Origin of the sequence: Micromonospora sp. GCM10011542 (assembly GCF_042650685.1) — a bacterium.
GTDB lineage: Bacteria > Actinomycetota > Actinomycetes > Mycobacteriales > Micromonosporaceae > Micromonospora.
The window spans coordinates 1-18171 of record NZ_JBHSBO010000008.1 but is presented as its reverse complement, the minus strand read 5'-3'; the positions used below and the strand labels follow the sequence as shown (position 1 = coordinate 18171).

15 protein-coding genes are annotated in these 18171 nt (G+C 72.1%); 7 read left to right on the top strand and 8 right to left on the bottom strand.

What is annotated here, in order from left to right; all coding sequences use genetic code 11:
• Window positions 1-100: 100 nt before the first annotated feature.
• Window positions 101-679 carry a TetR/AcrR family transcriptional regulator gene (locus ACFOW4_RS02390; RefSeq protein ID WP_377523997.1) on the top strand — a complete coding sequence of 193 codons (579 nt, stop codon included), beginning with the start codon at window positions 101-103 and terminating at the stop codon, window positions 677-679.
• A 162-nt stretch (window positions 680-841) separates the two neighbouring features.
• On the top strand, window positions 842-1486 hold the full coding sequence (locus ACFOW4_RS02385) for a hypothetical protein (RefSeq protein WP_377523996.1): 645 nt from the start codon (window positions 842-844) through the stop codon (window positions 1484-1486).
• Window positions 1487-1574: 88 nt separating this feature from the next.
• Here the strand turns inward: ACFOW4_RS02385 and ACFOW4_RS02380 are convergent, their stop codons facing one another.
• The 5 genes from ACFOW4_RS02380 to ACFOW4_RS02360 form a co-directional block, all read right to left on the bottom strand.
• Window positions 1575-3641, bottom strand: a complete 2067-nt coding sequence (locus ACFOW4_RS02380) for an acyltransferase family protein (RefSeq protein ID WP_377523995.1) — start codon at window positions 3639-3641, stop codon at window positions 1575-1577.
• A gap of 283 nt (window positions 3642-3924) precedes the next feature.
• A complete protein-coding gene (locus ACFOW4_RS02375) occupies window positions 3925-4872 on the bottom strand; it encodes an ABC transporter substrate-binding protein (protein ID WP_377523993.1) in 948 nt (315 codons plus the stop codon).
• On the bottom strand, window positions 4872-5738 hold the full coding sequence (locus ACFOW4_RS02370; RefSeq protein WP_377523991.1) for an ABC transporter ATP-binding protein: 867 nt from the start codon (window positions 5736-5738) through the stop codon (window positions 4872-4874). Before ACFOW4_RS02370 ends, ACFOW4_RS02375 begins: the two co-directional genes overlap by 1 nt.
• A gap of 34 nt (window positions 5739-5772) precedes the next feature.
• The gene (locus tag ACFOW4_RS02365; protein ID WP_377523990.1) at window positions 5773-6825 is read right to left on the bottom strand and encodes a FecCD family ABC transporter permease; all 1053 of its coding nucleotides are present in this window, start codon (window positions 6823-6825) and stop codon (window positions 5773-5775) included.
• Window positions 6822-7868, bottom strand: coding sequence for a FecCD family ABC transporter permease (locus tag ACFOW4_RS02360; RefSeq protein WP_377523988.1), 1047 nt, complete (start codon window positions 7866-7868; stop codon window positions 6822-6824). The genes ACFOW4_RS02365 and ACFOW4_RS02360 overlap by 4 nt, the downstream gene beginning before the upstream one ends.
• A gap of 141 nt (window positions 7869-8009) precedes the next feature.
• Here ACFOW4_RS02360 and ACFOW4_RS02355 point away from each other — a divergent pair, with 141 nt between their 5' ends.
• Complete coding sequence (locus tag ACFOW4_RS02355) at window positions 8010-8369, top strand: YciI family protein (RefSeq protein ID WP_377523987.1); 360 nt, start codon at window positions 8010-8012, stop codon at window positions 8367-8369.
• Between the two features lie 23 nt (window positions 8370-8392).
• On the opposite strand, the gene ACFOW4_RS02350 is transcribed toward ACFOW4_RS02355, so the two are convergent.
• On the bottom strand, window positions 8393-8821 hold the full coding sequence (locus ACFOW4_RS02350; RefSeq protein ID WP_377523985.1) for a cytidine deaminase family protein: 429 nt from the start codon (window positions 8819-8821) through the stop codon (window positions 8393-8395).
• Between the two features lie 384 nt (window positions 8822-9205).
• Here ACFOW4_RS02350 and hrpA point away from each other — a divergent pair, with 384 nt between their 5' ends.
• Window positions 9206-13258 carry an ATP-dependent RNA helicase HrpA gene (hrpA, locus tag ACFOW4_RS02345; RefSeq protein ID WP_377523984.1) on the top strand — a complete coding sequence of 1351 codons (4053 nt, stop codon included), beginning with the start codon at window positions 9206-9208 and terminating at the stop codon, window positions 13256-13258.
• 6 nt (window positions 13259-13264) lie between these two features.
• Here hrpA and ACFOW4_RS02340 read toward each other — a convergent pair whose 3' ends face one another.
• The gene (locus tag ACFOW4_RS02340) at window positions 13265-14203 is read right to left on the bottom strand and encodes a LysR family transcriptional regulator (RefSeq protein WP_377523982.1); all 939 of its coding nucleotides are present in this window, start codon (window positions 14201-14203) and stop codon (window positions 13265-13267) included.
• A gap of 29 nt (window positions 14204-14232) precedes the next feature.
• On the opposite strand from ACFOW4_RS02340, the gene ACFOW4_RS02335 reads away from it, so the two are divergent.
• Genes ACFOW4_RS02335 through ACFOW4_RS02325 form a run of 3 tightly spaced genes read left to right on the top strand, consistent with a single transcriptional unit; the run spans window position 14233 to window position 17665 of the window.
• Entirely contained in the window at window positions 14233-14964 is a 732-nt protein-coding gene (locus ACFOW4_RS02335) for a succinate dehydrogenase cytochrome b subunit (protein ID WP_377523981.1), read from the top strand.
• A 2-nt stretch (window positions 14965-14966) separates the two neighbouring features.
• Window positions 14967-16904: a fumarate reductase/succinate dehydrogenase flavoprotein subunit gene (locus tag ACFOW4_RS02330; protein ID WP_377524062.1), complete on the top strand. Its 1938-nt coding sequence runs from the start codon at window positions 14967-14969 to the stop codon at window positions 16902-16904.
• Window positions 16901-17665 carry a succinate dehydrogenase/fumarate reductase iron-sulfur subunit gene (locus ACFOW4_RS02325; protein ID WP_377523979.1) on the top strand — a complete coding sequence of 255 codons (765 nt, stop codon included), beginning with the start codon at window positions 16901-16903 and terminating at the stop codon, window positions 17663-17665. The genes ACFOW4_RS02330 and ACFOW4_RS02325 overlap by 4 nt, the downstream gene beginning before the upstream one ends.
• Before the next feature lie 332 nt (window positions 17666-17997).
• On the opposite strand, the gene ACFOW4_RS02320 is transcribed toward ACFOW4_RS02325, so the two are convergent.
• The coding region (locus tag ACFOW4_RS02320) for a transposase (protein ID WP_377524060.1) at window positions 17998-18171 on the bottom strand (174 nt) is incomplete at its 5' end.

The following is an 18171-nucleotide window of genomic DNA, read 5'->3' as shown; positions in this document are numbered from 1 at the left end:
CGAAGTGACGTCACGTCCATGGCTACGGTACATAGCTATGATGGCTAAAAGCTATAGCTATCATGGTGACGGCCGTCGCCCGCCCGGAAGGAGCACCCGCATGCCGACCCCCGATCGGACGTCGCTCGCCGACATCGTCGAGGCCGCCCGCGACATCCTGGAGTCGGACGGACTCCCCCGCCTGACCATGCAGGCGGTCGCCGAGCGGGTCGGTGTGCGCGCCCCGTCGCTCTACAAGCGGGTCCGCAACCGCGACGCCCTGATCCGGCTCGTCGCCGAGACCACCGTCCAGGACCTGGGCGAAAAGCTCAGCGCCGTCGCCAGCAGCGGCGACCCGGGCAGGGACCTCGGCGAACTGGCCCGCGCCTTCCGCACGTTCGCCCACGCACACCCGGCCGGCTATCAGCTGATCTTCGCCAACGGCCGCGCGGAGACCCGGCCCAGCCTCGACGCCCTCACCAGGGCCAGCGCCCCCGCCCTGCGCGTCGCCGCCGACCTCGCCGGGCCCGAGCACGCCCTGGAGGCCGCCCGCATGTTCACCGCCTGGGCCAACGGCTTCGTCAGCATGGAGTTGGCGGGCGCCTTCAACCTCGGCGGCGACCTCGACGAGGCCTTCGAGTTCGGCATCATCCGCCTGACCGCCGCCTTCACGGCCCCGGTACCGTCCCGGGCCGACTGACCGCCGCGGGCGGCGACCAGTTCGTCGGGTACATCGCGGAGCGCGGCGTGCGGATGGCTCCTTCCCACCCCCGGCTTCGCTGGGCAATGTCAGACCCGTCGATTAGAATGTATGTACTAATCGAGATCCTGACCTGCAAGATTACGACCTGGGAGGACGCCCGTGACCGCGCCCGCCTCCACGCCCCTCACCCCCTACGCCACCCTGCTCGGCTTCACCCGCTACGTCGACCGCAACGGCCCCACCAAGGCGACCTTCGTGGGCGGCCTGCGCAAGCAGCGGGCCAGCCGCTCCGGCTTCAACCCGCACGGCCAGTTCGTCAAGGCCCTCAAGGCCGACATCGCCTTCCACACCGGCGGCACTCACCTCACCGGCGTGGTCGACGTGGTCAAGCCGCGTTGGCGCCCGCTCTACCAGGCGCTGGTGCCCGGCGCCACGGCCTGGCTGCACTCCCTGGGCGAGCCCTCCGCCGTCGACCTGGCCCAGACCCGCGACGCCCTGGCCATGCTGGGCGACCTTCCCGTCAAGATCAACCCTCACTTCGGGGTACGCCACGCCGACGGCCGGGCCGAGGCGATCCGGCTGCACTTCGACGAGACCCCGCCGAGCGAGGAGGCGGTGCTCGCCACCCTGCACCTGATGGCCCGGCACATGGACGCGGTGCTCCCGCACGCCGAGCCGGTCCTGGTCGACGTCCGCCGCGGCCAGGCCCACCACATGCCCACCGACGCCAAGCCCGAGCAGATCGAACGCTGGCTGGCCGGCGAGGCCGCCGCCTTCCGCGCCATCTGGTCCACCGCCGCCTGACCCACGCCGCCGCCCGATCGTCCTGTCGCAGCTGACCTGCGGCTCGGCGCTCGGGCGGCCTGACGGTGCAGGTGGCCGACCTCCGCACTCAGCCGAGTATGCGGTCGAGCGCAGTGGCCAACAGTGGCGCGAGGGTGGCGGCGTACGTGGCGGTGATGTGGTTGTTGTCGCGGTAGACGAGCGCGCCGCCGATGACCGGCGCGCACCGCTCACGCGGGCAGATCGCGGGGTTCAGATCGACCAGGTGCACTTTGTCGTTGTCGCGGGCGGCCGCTTCGTGTGCCGGGCCTCCGCCAGCCGCGAGGACCTTGTCCCGCGGCGAGGCGCATCGAGTCAACTTCCGAGGGTTCACCGACACGCACTCCGCGATGTCCATGTCGTGGTACGGGGTGTCCCGCAAGACGATCACGGGAATCCCGGCTGCCGCCATCGCGGCCCACGTCCGTCGGAGCGCGTCCGCGAAGGCGGCCTGCGCCTGGCTGGTGACTGGCTCACCGTTCCGGATCATCACATAGAGGGACGTGCTCACCACCAGCACGTCGGGCCGCTCGGCCCCGGTCAGTAGTGCGCGAAGCTCGTCGTTCCACTCCGTGCAACTGGGGTACGGCCGGTTGTCCAACGCGACCGCGCCGTCGATGAACGGGCAGGACGACTTGGTGTAGCTCTTGAGGCGCCACTGCTTCGACCCGGCTACCCCCTGCAGCGCCGGCAGCCACTGGCCAGCGTGGGAGTCTCCGGCGAGAGCGACGGTGAATGACGCATCCGGGTCCCCGTACTGGCACGACCTGACGGCACTGCTGCGCTGGTCCACATGGCAGCCGTCCCGCCACGCGTCCGGGCCGTCCTTGCTGGCCACCAGCGGGTCCGGCACGAAGCGTCCCACCCGGTCGACCGGGAGCCCGGCGTCGCTGGTGGCCGGAGAGCGGCCCAGAGCCGCGGCGCCACGCACCGTCGGGTTCGCCGCCACGGGGACGCCGGTACCGGCGACCGCCGGCACAGCCAGAGCGGGTGGCGCCGGCGAACCAGCCGGCGGCCACACGGTGAACTGGAATGCCAGCCCCGCCAGGAGGGACACTCCGGTGCAGAGCGCCCCGAGTCGCAGTGACCGCGCCGGTTCCCACGCGAGCGTGGTCGACATCCGGATCGGGTTCTCGATGAACCGGTAGGTGAGCGCGGCCGGCACCACCGAGACCGCGGCAACGGCGAGGCCGGCGGCGGTGGTGAGTTCCCCGAACCGAGCCTCGGCGACGACGAGAAGGGGCCAGTGCCAGAGGTAGAGGGAGTAGGAGATCGCTCCTACCGCCCGAACCGGTCGCAGCGCCAGCAGCATGGCCGGTCCGACGCCGCCCGCGGCCGGGCCGCCGGCGATGACCGCTGCCGTGCCGAGGGTGGGAGCCAACGCCAGGTACCCGGGGAACGCGGAATCCTCCGTCAGGAGAGCGGCTGACGCCACAATCGCGGCGAGGCCGCACCAGGCGAGTGTGGCCGCGACCAGCCGGGGCAGCAGGCGCTGCAGTTGTCCGGCCAGCAGGGCCAGGAAGCCTCCGAGGGCCAGCTCCCACATCCGGGTGGTGGTCACGAAGTACGCGCGGGCGGGATTGTCCTCGGTCAGCCAGACGGACCAGGCGAAGGACGGCAGAGCGACCAGCGCGAGCGCGACGAGCAGGTATCCGGTGCGGGCGTACTGGCCTCGGCCGAACCACACCGCGGCGGCCAGGAGCAGTGGCCACACCAGGTAGAACTGTTCCTCCACGCCGAGGGACCAGAAGTGCTGGACGATGCTGGGCGCCTGGTTGCTCGCCAGGTAGTCGACGGACTGTTCGGCGAGCCGCCAGTTCATGGCGTACAAGCCGCTGAGCACGACGTCCCAGCCGGTGGCCGACCACCGGGTGCGCGGCAGGAAGGCGATCGTGAGCAGCAGGCTCGCGATGAGAACCACCACGGCGGCCGGCAGCAGCCGCTTGGCGCGTCGCGCGTAGAAGCCGGTCAGGGAGAGTCGGCCCGTCCGATTCACCTCGGCCACCAGCAGTCCGGTGATCAGGAAACCGGAGATGACGAAGAAGACGTCGACGCCGACGAAGCCGCCGGGCACCAGTTGCTCGCCGGCATGTCCGGCGAGCACCAGGATCACGGCGAGGGCACGTAGCCCTTCCACGTCACCCCGGAACCCAGCCTGGGAACGGGCTTCAGGTCGCACGGCCGTTCGTGTCATTCGTTCCCCACCCCATTGCCATCCGCATCGCTGGAACAACTGGCCGGAGATGTGGGCGGTTACGAGCTGTATCGGCAAACTTGGGCGGTTTCCACCTCCAAGGCCGGTTCGCGGCAGGTCGTGCCCGAACATGCAGGTAGTGGCCTCCCAAGCGCGAGGGAGGCCACTACCTCAGGGGGTGCGGGGCGAATCCGGACCGAGCGCCACCTGGACGCCCGGGGGTGGGTCAGGCGGCCGGGAGGTACTTCGCCAGGTCGTCGAGGATCTTGTTGGCGGCGCCGACGCCGATGCCGGTCATCCAGACCTCGTCGGAGATCGGGTACGCCTTGCCCGCCTTGACCGCGCCCAGGCCCTTCCACAGGGCGCCGCCGGTGACCTTGGCCTGCTCGGCGGCGGCCTTGTCGCCGTACGCGGTCACGAAGATGACGTCGCCGTCGACCTCGTTGATCCGCTCGGGGCTGACCAGGTCGAAGCGCTTGTCCTCCTTGTTGGCGAGCAGCTGCCGCTCCGGGCGGCCCAGGCCGACGTCGCCGACCACGATGCCGGAGAAGGAGTCCGGGCCGTACACCCGGATGTTGCCGGGGATGAACCGGACGATGGAGACCTTGCGCGCGGCGGCGTCGCCGAGCTTGGCGCCGAAGTCCTTCGCCCGCTTCTCGTAGCTGGCCAGGAGGTCCTTGGCCTGCTGCTCCTTGCCGAGCGCCTTGCCGTCGAGGAGGAGGTTCTCCTTCCAGGTGATGCCGACCTTCTCGGTGAACACCGTCGGCGCGATGGCGGCCAGCTCGTCGTAGAACTTCTCCTGGCGGAACTTGCTGCCCAGGATGAGGTCCGGCTTCAGGGCGTTGATCGCCTCCAGGTCGGGCTCGGTGAGCACCCCGACCTCCTTGATGCCGGCGAGCTTCTCCGCGCCGAAGTAGGTCGGCCAGCTCTTGGCCTCGCCGGCGGTGGCCGCGCCGACCGGGGTGATCCCGAGGGAGAGCGCCGTGTCGATCTTGTCGGTGTCGAGCACGACGACGCGCTTGGGTTCGACCGGGACCTTGGTGGTGCCCATGGCGTGGGTGATCTCCCGGGTCTCCCCGGTGGTGGTGCCGGCGACCGGGTCGCTCTCACCGCAGGCGGTGAGTCCGACGCCGAGGGCGGCGGCCGCGGCGAGAGCGGCGACGAGACGACGCATCAGATTCCTTTCGAGGGGTACGAGCCGGCGAGCGGGTTGCTGTCGCCGTCGGAGGTGGAGCGGGTGGGCGGTGCGGGTGCGGCGGGTGCGCCGCCGGTGAGCGCGGGCACCACCAGCGGGGCGCCGGTCACCGGGCAGGGCACGACCACGCAGGCGAGGCCGAAGACCTCCCGGACGAGGTCGGCGGTGAGGATCTCCCGGGGCGGGCCGGCGGCCACCACCGCGCCGGCGCGCATCGCGACCAGGTGGTCGGCGTACCGGGCGGCCTGGTTGAGGTCGTGCAGGACGGCGACCACGGTGCGGCCCCGCTCGACGCGCAGCCGGTGCAGCAGGTCCAGCACCTCCACCTGGTGGGCCAGGTCGAGGAAGGTGGTGGGCTCGTCCAGCAGCAGCGCCTCGGTGTCCTGGGCCAGCGTCATGGCGATCCAGACGCGCTGCCGCTGGCCGCCGGAGAGGCTGTCCACCGGGCGGTCGGCGAGGCCGGCCACGTCGGCGAGGGCCATGGCCCGGTCCACCGCCGCGCCGTCCTCCTCCGACCACTGCCGCCACCACCGCTGGTACGGCTGGCGCCCGCGCCCGACCAGGTCGGCGACGGTGACGCCCTCGGGCACCAACGGGCTCTGCGGCAGGACACCGAGCCGGCGGGCCACGTCCCGGGTGGGCAGGTCACGGATGGCGGTGCCGTCCAGCAGCACCGTGCCCCGGCGGGGGGTGAGCAGCCGGGCCATGGTGCGCAGCAGGGTGGACTTGCCGCACGCGTTCGGTCCGACGATCACGGTGAACGCGTCGGTGGGCAGGTCGAGGTCGAGCCCGTCGAGCACGGTCCGCTCGTCGTAGCCGGCGACCAGGTCGCGGGTGGAGAGCATCACGACTCCTTCGAGGGACCGCAGTCGGTGGTGGTCACGAGGACCGCCGACGGCCGCGCAGCAGCAGGAACATGAGGTACGGCCCGCCGATCGCGGCGGTCAGCACGCCGGCCGGCAGTTGGGTGGGCGCGAAGATCCGGCGGCCGGCCAGGTCGGCGAGCACCAGCAGCAACGCGCCGAGCAGCGCCGAGCAGACCAGCGGCGGTCGTTCCGCGCGGACCAGCCGCCGGGCCACCTGCGGCGCGACCAGCGCCACGAAGTCGACCGCGCCGACCTGCGCGGTGACCATCGCGGCGACGAGCACGCCGGTGCCGGCCAGCCCGACCCGGCGGGCCACCGGGCGCAGCCCGACCCCGCGCGCGGTGTCGTCGTCCAGCGCGGTGCTGTTCAACGCCCAGCCGGCCCACGCCAGCACCGGCAGCAGCACCAGTAACGTGCCGGCGATCCAGACCGCCTCCGTCCAGCCCTTTCCGGCCAGCGTGCCGATCAACCAGATCTGCGCGCGCAGCCCGTCGATCGGGTCGGCGGTGAGCATGACGACCTCGGTGAGCGCGCGGAAGGCGAAGGCGACCGCCACCCCGGCGAGCACGAAGCGCTGGGCGGCCAGCCCGTGCCGGGCGCCGAGGGCGAACAGCAGCACCGCCGCGACCAGCCCGCCGACCAGCGCCGTGGGGGCCACCAGCACCGCCGCGGCCCCGCTGGTGAGCGCCACGGTCGCGGCGAGACCGGCGCCCTGGGTGATGCCGATGACGTCGGGGCTCGCGAGGGGGTTACGGGCGACGCTCTGGATGAGGGTGCCGGCCACGCCGAACGCCGCGCCGGCCACCGCGGCCAGCACGACCCGCGGCAGCCGCAGGTCGAAGACCACCAGGTCGTACGGGGTGCCGGCGCCGGAGAGCGCGCGCAGCACGTCGGCCGGGGCGACGTACGGGGTGCCGAGCGAGAGGCTGAGCACGCCGGCCAGCAGGAGCAGCACGGTCAGCACGACGGCCACCAGCACCGAGCGTCGCCGGATCTGCAGACTCACCGGCCCGAGGCGTACCAGCGACCGGCCCGGCAGCGGGGCGGTGTGCACGGCCGGGGTCACGCGGTCACCACCCGGGCGCGGCGGACCAGCACGGCCAGCAGCGGGGCGCCGATCAGCGCGGTGACGATGCCCGCCGGGATTTCGCCGGGCGGCGCGACCAGTCGGCCGACGATGTCGGCGCCGAGCAGCAGCGCTGGGCCGAGCAGGGCGGAGACCGCGAGGGTCCAGCGGTGGTCCGCGCCGACCAGGGCGCGGGCCAGGTGTGGCACGGCGAGCCCGACGAAGGCGACCGGCCCGGCCGCGGCGACCGCCGCCCCGGTCAGCAGCACCGCGGCGACGCCACCGCTGAGGCGGACCAGGCCGATGCGGTGGCCGAGGCCGCGGGCCACGTCGTCACCGAGCGCCAGCGCGTCCAGGCCCCGGGCCACGAGGGCGGCCAGCACCAGACCGGCGAGCACGAAGGGCAGCACCTGCGCGGTGACCGACATATCCCGGCCGGCCAGCCCGCCGACCACCCAGAACCGGTACTCCTCGAAGGTGCGCGCGTCGATGCTGAGCAGCGCGTACACCGCGGAGGCGAGACTGGCATCGAGCGCCGCGCCGACCAGCGCGAGGGTGACCGGGCTGGCGCCCTCGCGGGCCTGGGTGGCGACGGCGAAGACCAGCAGACCGGCGAGAAGCGCGCCGGCGATGCCGAACCAGACGTACCCGGCGAGGGTGCCCACCCCGAAGACGGAGATGGCCAGCACGACGCCGAACGACGCGCCGGCGCTGATGCCGAGGATGCGTGGCTCGGCCAGCGGGTTGCGGGTCAGCGCCTGGAAGAGCACGCCGGCGACGGCGAGCGCGAGGCCGACCGCGAGACCCAGCGCGGTACGCGGCATCCGCAACTCCCGGACGATGGTGCTGGCGTCGCCGCCGTCCGGGGCGACCAGCGCGTGCCAGACCTGGTCGACGCCGAGCGGCCGGCTGCCGAGCGCGAAGCTGGCCAGGACGGTCAGCAGCAGCACCAGCGCGGCGGCGACGGTGACCGCCACGCGGCGGCCACCTCGGGCGCCGGTCCGGCTCGGGGCCGGGGTCGGCCGGGTGGCGAGGGTGGTCACGAGTCTCCTGCACGTTCGCGCTTAGGTTCGCCTTACCTTAGCCGACACGCTGAGGGTGACCTAACCGGCGGTCGTCGATCCGGGCGGACGACCAGGGCGGACAGCCCGACCAGGGACCCGCACCGCCCCTAGGGTGGGGACATGCGATTCGACCAGCACACGGTCGTCCTCCTGGTCCGGCCGGCCGATGCCCCGGAGCTGCCCCAGGACGCGGTCGACCGGTTGCAGGACGCGCACCTGGCTCACCAGGCGGGGCTGGTGGAGCAGGGCCTCGTCCTCGCGGCCGGCCCCTTCGTCGACGCGGACGACGACCGGCTGCGCGGGTTCGTGGTGCTCGCCGTGCACCGCGACCGGGCCCGGGAGCTCTACCACAACGACCCCGCGGTACGGGCCGGCCGGCTCGCGGTGCAGGTGATGAACTGGATGGTGCCGGAGGGCAACGTCCGCTTCGAGAGCGTGCCGATGCCGCGCTCGATGCTGGAGGCGGCGTCCGGCGACTGACGCCCGCGGGCGGGCGGTGCCGGTCAGCCGTCGGCGGCGGTCCGGGCGGCCGGGGCGACCTGCTGCTCGGCGTCGCCGTGGCCCTCCGGCAACACCTCGCCGATGGGCACCACGCGCAGGGCGTCCAGCGGCCCGAGAATGAACCGCAGCGACGGGTGGTGGTCGCGCAGCACCTGAAGGCACCGGCCGCACGGCGGGATGACCTCGCGCCCCCGGTCGGCCACCGTGACGATCGTCTCCAGCCCGGTCACGCCCTGGGTGGCGGCGGCGCCCACGGCGACCAGTTCGGCGCAGGAGCCGCCGGTGACGTGCTGGATGTTCACGCCGCTGAAGACCCGCCCGTCCGAGGTGCGTACGGCCGTGGCGACCGTATGGTTCGCACTGCGGCAGCGCAGCTTGGCGACCGCCGTGGCGGCCTGCACCAGCGCTCGGTCGGTGTCCCGCATAGTCATCGGCGTCTCCTCGTCGACCTCGGTCGGCGGCAACCTTAGCCCGATCGGATCACGCCGCCGCCGCGACCGGGTGTCCCCCACCACCCCCTTTGCTCTGCTTCAGCGACGGCAACACTGGGAGCGCTTCGGTATTGCCTGGGCTGAAGCAGAGCAAAGGGACCGGGCCTGGGTGGCGGCCTGGCCGGTGGTGCGGCAGACCCGGGGGCGGCCCGGGCGGTGGTGCGGCCGGCCTGGGTGGCAGCCGGGGGCGGTGGTGCGGCAGGCCAGGGGGCCACGGCTTCCGCGTCGGAGCGTTCGCACTCGCCCGCGCCGACCGCGGCCGCCGGCCGGCCGCCGGTAACCCAGGGGCGGTCCGGCCCGCGCCTGCCTATTCTTGGCGACGACATGCAGAATCCAGCCGCACCCGCCGCGACCGATCCCGTACGCGAGCTGCACCGCCGCCTCGACTCCCTGATGTTCCGCGACCAGCGCCGGCTCCAGCGGCGCCTCGACGGCGTCCGGAGACTGCGCGACCCGCAGCGCCGGGAGGCGGCGTTGACCGAGATCGGCGCCGACGTGACGCGGGCCGAGCAGCGCCTCGCCGCCCGCCGGGCCGCGGTGCCGGTGATCACCTATCCGGCCGGGTTGCCGGTCAGCGAGCGCAAGGACGACCTCGCCGCCGCGATCCGTGACCACCAGGTGGTGATCGTGGCCGGTGAGACCGGCTCCGGGAAGACCACCCAGCTGCCCAAGATCTGCCTGGAGCTGGGGCGCGGCGTGCACGGCCTGATCGGGCACACCCAGCCCCGGCGGCTGGCCGCCCGGACGGTGGCCGACCGCATCGCCGAGGAGCTGGGCACCGAGCTGGGCGACGTGGTCGGCTACAAGGTGCGCTTCACCGACCAGGTCAGCGAGCGCAGCCTGGTCAAGTTGATGACCGACGGCATCCTGCTGGCCGAGTTGCAGAACGACCGGATGCTGCGCCAGTACGACACCCTGATCATCGACGAGGCGCACGAGCGCAGCCTCAACATCGACTTCATCCTCGGATACCTGCGGGAGCTGCTCCCCCGCCGGCCCGACCTCAAGGTGATCATCACCTCGGCGACCATCGAGACCGACCGGTTCGCCCGGCACTTCGCCGGGCCGGCCACCGCCGAGCAGCCCGACGGCGTACCCGCGCCGGTGGTGGAGGTCTCCGGGCGGACATACCCGGTCGAGGTGCGGTACCGGCCGCTGGTCGAACTCGCCGACGGCGAGGAGGACGGCGACGAGGAGAACGTCCGCGACCAGATCCAGGCGATCGGCGACGCCGTGGAGGAGCTGGCCGCCGAGGGGCCCGGGGACATCCTGGTCTTCCTCAGCGGTGAGCGGGAGATCCGGGACACCGCCGACGCCCTGGCCCGGCTGGTGGAGAAGAAGCGGTCCCTGCTCGGCACCGAGATCCTGCCCCTGTACGCGCGCCTCTCCGCCGCCGAGCAGCACCGGGTCTTCGCCGCGCACAGCTCGCGCCGGGTGGTGCTGGCCACCAACGTGGCGGAGACCTCGCTAACCGTCCCCGGCATCAAGTACGTGGTGGACCCGGGCACCGCCCGCATCTCCCGCTACTCCAGCCGGCTCAAGGTGCAGCGCCTGCCGATCGAGCCGATCTCCCAGGCGTCGGCCAACCAGCGCAAGGGCCGCTGCGGCCGGACCTCCGACGGCATCTGCATCCGCCTCTACGACGAGCAGGACTTCCTCTCCCGACCGGAGTTCACCGACCCGGAGATCCTGCGTACCAACCTGGCGTCGGTCATCCTCCAGATGACCGCGATCGAGCTGGGCGACATCGCGGCGTTCCCGTTCATCGACCCGCCGGACCGGCGCAACGTCACCGACGGCGTCAACCTGCTGCACGAGCTGGGTGCGCTGAACCCGGCCGAGACCGACCCGACCAAGCGGCTCACCGCGCTCGGGCGGCGGCTGGCCCAACTGCCGGTCGACCCCCGGCTGGCCCGGATGGTGGTCGAGGGCGAGCGCAACGGCTGCGCCACCGAGGTCATGGTCATCGCCGCCGCGCTCTCCATCCAGGACCCGCGGGAGCGGCCCGCCGACAAGCAGGCGCAGGCCGACCAGGCGCACGCCCGGTTCACCGACCGCGAGTCGGACTTCGTGGCGCTGCTCAACCTGTGGCGCTACCTGCGCGAGCAGCAACGGGAGTTGTCCTCCAGCGCGTTCCGCCGGATGTGCAAGGCCGAATACCTCAACTACCTGCGGGTACGCGAGTGGCAGGACATCGTCAGCCAGTTGCGCCAGGTGCTGCGTACCCCGGAACAGGCCGGCGGCGGGCGCGGGCGGCGCGGCGCGGCGGAGGCCACGGGGGACGGCGGCCGGCGCGGACCGGCCGCGGACCTGCCGGAGGAGATCGACACCCCGAAGGTGCACCAGTCGCTGCTGACCGGCCTGCTGTCGCACGTCGGGCTCAAGGACGCGCAGAAGCACGAGTACCTGGGCGCCCGGGGGGCGAAGTTCGCGCTCTTCCCCGGCTCGGCGCTGTTCAAGAAGCCGCCGCGCTGGGTGATGGCCGCCGAGCTGGTGGAGACGTCCCGGCTCTGGGGGCGGATCGCCGGCCGGGTGGAGCCGGAGTGGGTCGAGCCGCTGGCGCAGCACCTGGTCAAGCGCAGCTACAGCGAGCCGCACTGGGAGAAGAAGCAGGCCGCGGTGATGGCCTACGAGAAGGTCACGCTGTACGGCATCCCGCTGGTCACCTCTCGCAAGGTCAACTTTGGCCGGATCGACCCGGCGTTGAGCCGGGAACTGTTCATCCGGCACGCGCTGGTCGAGGGCGACTGGCAGACCCACCACCAGTTCTGGGACGCCAACCGGCGGCTGCTCGCCGAGATCGAGGAGCTGGAGAACCGGGCCCGGCGCCGGGACATCCTGGTCGACGACGAGACGATCTTCCAGTTCTACGACCAGCGGATCCCCGCCGACGTGGTCTCCGGGCGGCACTTCGACTCGTGGTGGAAGAAGACCCGCCGGGAGCAGCCGGACCTGCTCACCTTCACCCGCGAGCTGCTGGTCAACGCCGGCCGCGCGGGGGTGGACGAGGCCGACTACCCGGACGAGTGGCAGGCCGACGGGGTCACCCTGCCGCTGACGTACACCTTCGACCCGACCGCGCCGACCGACGGCGTCACCGTCGACATCCCGCTGCCGCTGCTCAACCAGGTGCCGGCGGAGAGCTTCGACTGGCAGGTGCCGGGGCTGCGCGAGGAACTGGTGATCGCGCTGATCCGCTCGCTGCCCAAGGCTGTGCGCCGCAACTTCGTACCGGTGCCGGACTACGCCCGGGCCGCCCTGGCCGCGATGCCGGCGGGCGCCGAGCCGCTGCTCGACGCGCTGACCCGTGAGCTGCGCCGGATGACCGGGGTCACCGTCCCCCGCGACGCGTGGGACCCCAGCCGGCTCCCCGCCCACCTGCGGGTGAGCTTCCGGGTGCTGGACGAGGAGAACAAGCCGGTCGCCGAGGGCAAGGACCTGCCGGCCCTGCAACGCCAGCTCCGCCAGGAGGTACGCCAGGTGGTGGCGGCCGCCGCGCCGGACGTGGCCCGCACCGGGCTGCGCGAGTGGAGCATCGGCACCCTGCCGCGCACCATCGAGCAGGTCCGCGCCGGCTACGCGGTGACCGCGTACCCGGCGCTGGTCGACGAGGGCACGACGGTCGGGGTGAAGGTCTTCGACTCCGAGGCCGAGCAGGCCGCCGCGCACTGGGCCGGCACCCGGCGGCTGCTGCGGCTGACCGTCGCCTCCCCGGCGAAGTTCCTCCAGGGCCGGCTGAGCAACGAGGCGAAACTGGCACTGAGCCGCAACCCGCACGGCAGCGTGCAGGCCCTCATCGAGGACGCCGCGGGTGCCGCGATCGACAAGCTGATCGGCGAGGCGGGCGGGCCGGCGTGGGACGCCGAGGGCTTCGCCGCGCTGCGCGACAAGGTCCGCGCCGACCTGGTGGACACCGTGGTCGAGGTGATGGACCGGGTCCGCCGGGTGCTGGCCGCGGCGTACGCGGTGGAGCAGCGGCTCGGCGCGACCCGCAACCTGGCCGTGGTGGCCGCCCTGGCCGACATCCGCAACCAGCTCGCGGGGTTGGTGCACGCCGGCTTCATCACCGAGGCCGGATACGTCCGCCTGCCCGACCTGCTGCGCTACCTGACCGCGATCGAGCGCCGGCTGGACCGGCTGCCCGGCAACCCGCAGCGCGACAAGCAGCAGCAGGACCGGATCGCGGTGGTGCAGAAGGAGTACGCCGACCTGCTCGCCGCGCTGCCGCCGGCCCGCCGGCAGGAGACCGCCGTCCGGCAGATCCGCTGGATGATCGAGGAGTTGCGGGTGAACGTCTTCGCCCAGGCGCTGGGCACCCCGTACCCGGTGTCCGAGCAGCGGATCTACCGGGCGATGGACGACGCCGAGGGTCGCTGACGGCGCTCAGTGCGGCTCGACGCCCGGGGGCAGGTCGCCCTGGTCGATCGCGGTCTGCACGTAGTCGAGCAGGATCCGGCGCAGTTCCCGGCCGGCGTGCGTGGGCACCACGTCCCGACGGCGGGCCACGGCGATGGCCCGCCGTACGCCGGGCGGGGCCAGCGGGGTGATCCGCACACCCGGTCGTCGGGCCAGCACGATGCCGGGTACCAGCGCGATGCCCAGCCCGGCCTCGACGAAGCTGAGCACGGCGTCCATCTCGCCCCCGTCCACCGCGAAGGTCGGCTCGAAGCCCGCCTCCCGGCACGCCTTGATGGTGGCGTCGCGCAGGTCGTAGCCCTCGCGGAACATCACCATGGGCTGGCCGCGCAGGTCGGTGATGCGCAGCTCGCCACTGGCCGAGGCGGTCGGCACCTCGTCCACCGAGGCGACCACCAGGCTCTCGCGCAGGATCGGGTCGACGCGCAGCCCGGGGTCGACGACCCCCTGGGACGGCATGATGATCAGGGCCAGGTCCAGGTCGCCGCGGAGCAGGTCACGCACCAGGTCCTGCGACCCGCCCTCCTCGATGCGCAGGTCGACGGTGGGGTGCGCGTCGCGGAACCGGCGCAGCACCGGTGGGGCGAGCGAGGTGGCCAGACTGGGTGTGGCGCCCAGCCGGACCCGCCCCCGGCGCAGCCCCACCAGCTCCTGGACCTCGCGGGTGGCGGTCTCGACGTCGGCGAGGATCCGCTTAGCCAACGGCAGCAGCACCTCGCCCGCGGTGGTGAGGGCGATGTTGCCCCTTACCCGTTCGAAGAGCGGGGCCCCCAGGTCGGTCTCCAGTGCGTGAATTTGCTTACTGAGCGAGGGCTGGGTGATGCCCACCAGGTCGGCGGCTTGGGTGAAATGTCGTACTTCGGCCACCGCGACGAAGTACCTGAGCTGATGCAACTGCACTCGCATAGCCTACGGCTATCAACACTGCGGGGTCGATGCATTGGACGACTGGACCAACTCCTCCTAGCGTCGGTCCTGTGGTAATCACGAAAACTCGGTCGCCCATCCGCTCGAACGTCGGCCTGAAGGCCGTCATGGCGGTGACGGGCATCCTCCTGGTGCTCTTCCTCATCGCGCACATGGTCGGCAACCTGAAAGCCTTCGCAGGGGAAACCTCGTTCGACCATTACGCGCACTGGCTGCGCGACCTCGGCAAGCCGCTGCTGCCGGGCGTCTGGTTCCTCTGGATCATGCGCGCCGGGCTGCTCGTCGCCGTGCTGGCGCACATCGCCTCCGCCACGGTGCTGGCCCGGCGCTCCCGCGCCGCCCGCCCGATCCGGTACGCGCACCGCCCGAAGGTCCAGGGCAGCTACGCGGCCCGCACGATGCGCTGGGGCGGGGTGATCATCCTGCTCTTCGTGATCTACCACCTGCTGGACCTGTCCAGCGGTCACCTGAACCCCACCGACGACCCGACCAAGCCGTACGCCGCCGTGGTGGCCGACTTCGCGCCCGAGCGCTGGTACGTCACGCTCTTCTACACCCTGGCGATCGTCACGGTCGGCTTCCACCTGCGCCACGGCGCCTTCAGCGCGTTCCGCAGCCTGGGCCAGCAGACCCCGAAGGGTGAGCGCCGGGCGCGCACCGCCGCGCTGGTCCTCGCCGTCACGATCAGCGTCGGCTACCTGGCGATCCCGTTCGCCGTACTCACCGGATTGGTCGCGTGATGATGGATCTCTACACCGAGGGCGACCCGATCGCCGACACCAAGGCCCCCGACGGCCCGATCGAAACCCGCTGGGAGCGCCGCCGCTTCGAGGCCAAGCTGGTGAACCCGGCCAACCGCCGCAAGATGACGGTGATCGTGGTCGGCACCGGCCTGGCCGGCGGTTCCGCCGCCGCCACGCTGGCCGAGCAGGGCTACCACGTCAAGTCCTACTGCTACCAGGACAGCCCGCGCCGGGCGCACTCGATCGCGGCGCAGGGCGGCATCAACGCCGCGAAGAACTACCGCAACGACGGCGACTCGGTGCACCGGCTCTTCTACGACACCGTCAAGGGCGGCGACTTCCGCTCCCGGGAGTCGAACGTGCACCGGCTGGCCGAGGTGTCGGTGAACATCATCGACCAGTGCGTGGCCCAGGGCGTGCCGTTCGCCCGCGAGTACGGCGGCCTGCTGGACACCCGTTCCTTCGGCGGCGCCCAGGTGCAGCGCACCTTCTACGCCCGGGGCCAGACGGGCCAGCAGCTGCTGCTCGGCGCGTACCAGGCGCTGGAGCGGCAGATCGGCCTCGGCAACGTGGAGATGAACACCCGCCACGAGATGCTGGAGCTGGTGCTCGTCGACGGCAAGGCCCGCGGCATCGTGGTGCGGGACCTGGTCACCGGCGAGATCACCACCGAGATGGCCGACGCCGTGGTGCTCGCCTCCGGCGGCTACGGCAACGTCTTCTACCTCTCCACCAACGCCAAGGGCTGCAACGTCACCGCCACCTGGCGGGCGCACCGCAAGGGCGCGTACTTTGCCAACCCCTGCTACACCCAGATCCACCCGACCTGCATCCCGGTCTCCGGCGACCACCAGTCGAAGCTGACCCTGATGAGCGAGTCGCTGCGCAACGACGGCCGGGTGTGGGTGCCCAAGGCCAAGGGCGACGACCGCTCGCCGCGCGACATCCCCGAGGACGAACGGGACTACTACCTCGAGCGGATCTACCCGTCGTTCGGCAACCTGGTCCCCCGCGACATCGCCTCCCGCGCCGCGAAGAACGTCTGCGACGAGGGGCGGGGCGTCGGCCCGACCAAGCTCGGCGTCTACCTGGACTTCGCCGACGCGATCGAGCGGCTCGGCCGCCCGGCCATCGAGGCCAAGTACGGCAACCTCTTCGAGATGTACGAGCGGATCACCGGCGAGGACCCGTACGAGGTCCCGATGCGGATCTACCCGGCCGTGCACTACACGATGGGCGGGCTCTGGGTCGACTACGACCTCCAGTCCTCCATCCCGGGCCTGTTCGTGATCGGTGAGGCCAACTTCTCCGACCACGGCGCGAACCGGCTCGGCGCCTCGGCGCTCATGCAGGGTCTGGCCGACGGCTACTTCGTACTGCCGGCCACCATCGCCAACTACCTGGCCTCCGGCCCGCTGGAGAAGGTCGACGCCAGCCACCCGGCGGCGGCCGAGGCGCGTGCCGACGTCGAGGACCGGATCCAGCGGCTGCTGGCGGTCAACGGCGACCGGACCGTGGACTCGTTCCACCGCGAGCTGGGCCAGATCATGTGGGAGCACTGCGGCATGGAGCGCAGCGCGATCGGGCTGCGCAAGGCGATCGACGAGATCCGCGCCCTGCGTGACGAGTTCTGGCAGCGGGTCCGGGTGCCCGGTGACGGCGAGGGGCTCAACCAGTCGCTGGAGAAGGCCGGCCGGGTGGCCGACTTCTTCGAGCTGGCCGAGCTCATGTGCATCGACGCCCTGCACCGGGAGGAGTCCTGCGGCGGCCACTTCCGGGCCGAGCACCAGACCCCCGACGGTGAGGCGCAGCGCGACGACGAGAACTTCTCGTACGTCGCGGCCTGGGAGTTCACCGCCACCGGCGAGCCCTCGGTGCTGCACAAGGAAGACCTGACCTTCGAATACGTCCACCCCACGCAGCGGAGCTACAAGTGAATCTGACCCTGCGCATCTGGCGCCAGTCGGGCCCCGAGGACAAGGGTCGGATGGTGACCTACCAGGTCGAGGACGTCTCCCCGGACATGTCGTTCCTGGAGATGCTCGACGTGCTCAACGAGCGGCTCATCCTCAAGGGCGAGGAGCCGGTGGCGTTCGACCACGACTGCCGCGAGGGCATCTGCGGCATGTGCGGCCTGATGATCAACGGCGACGCGCACGGCCCGCAGCGCGGCACCACCGCGTGCCAGCTGCACATGCGGCAGTTCTCCGACGGCGAGACGATCGACATCGAGCCGTGGCGGGCCCGCGCCTTCCCGGTGATCAAGGACCTGGTGGTCAACCGGAACGCGTTCGACAAGATCATCGCGGCCGGTGGCTACATCACCGCCCCCACCGGCAGCGCCCCCGAGGCGCACTCCACGCCGGTCGCCAAGGCCAACGCCGACGCCGCCTTCGAGTCCGCGGCCTGCATCGGCTGCGGCGCGTGCGTGGCAGCCTGCCCGAACGGCTCCGGCATGCTGTTCACCGCCGCCAAGCTCACCCAGCTCTCGCTGTTGCCGCAGGGCCAGCCGGAGCGCTACACCCGGGTGATCGGCATGGTCGACGCGCACGACGAGGCCGGCTTTGGCGGCTGCACCAACGCCGGTGAGTGCACCGTGGTCTGCCCCAAGGGCATCCCGCTGAACACCATCGGGCGGCTCAACCGCGACTACCTGAAGGCCACCACGAAGCAGGGCGGCAACACGCCCGGCTCCTGAGGCCCGCGCCCCGCAGACCGCCGTACCCCTCCGGGTGCGGCGGTCTGTCGTTGCCGGCCGGTGGTCGCGGGTCGCCGGTGGTCGCGGCCTGCCCTTGGTCGCGGCCTGCCCTTGGTTGCGGTGGGACTGGGGCGACCGTCCCCGGCTCCGGGCGGTCAGGCTTGATCCCTCCGCCGGGGACGGTCGCCCCAGCCCTGACCTGGTCACCGTTCTCCCGCCGGTCGCGGTCCCGGTCACGGGTGCTCGATCAGGGTCGGGCATGACCTCGGTGAGCGTGATGCCTCAGAGTCATATTTATGGGTCTTGTGACGGATGTGTAGGCCCGTGTGTGGTCATCGGCGGAGTAGTTGGGGTCGGTGGCCGCCGAGGCTGAGCATGGCCAGGGCGATGAGGGCGTCGGGTGAGTGGAATCCGAAGGCCATCCGGGTGATCAGGCGGATCTTCGCGTTGACGGACTCGATCCGGCCGTTGGACAGGCCGTGTTCGATGGACGCGAGGATCGCGTC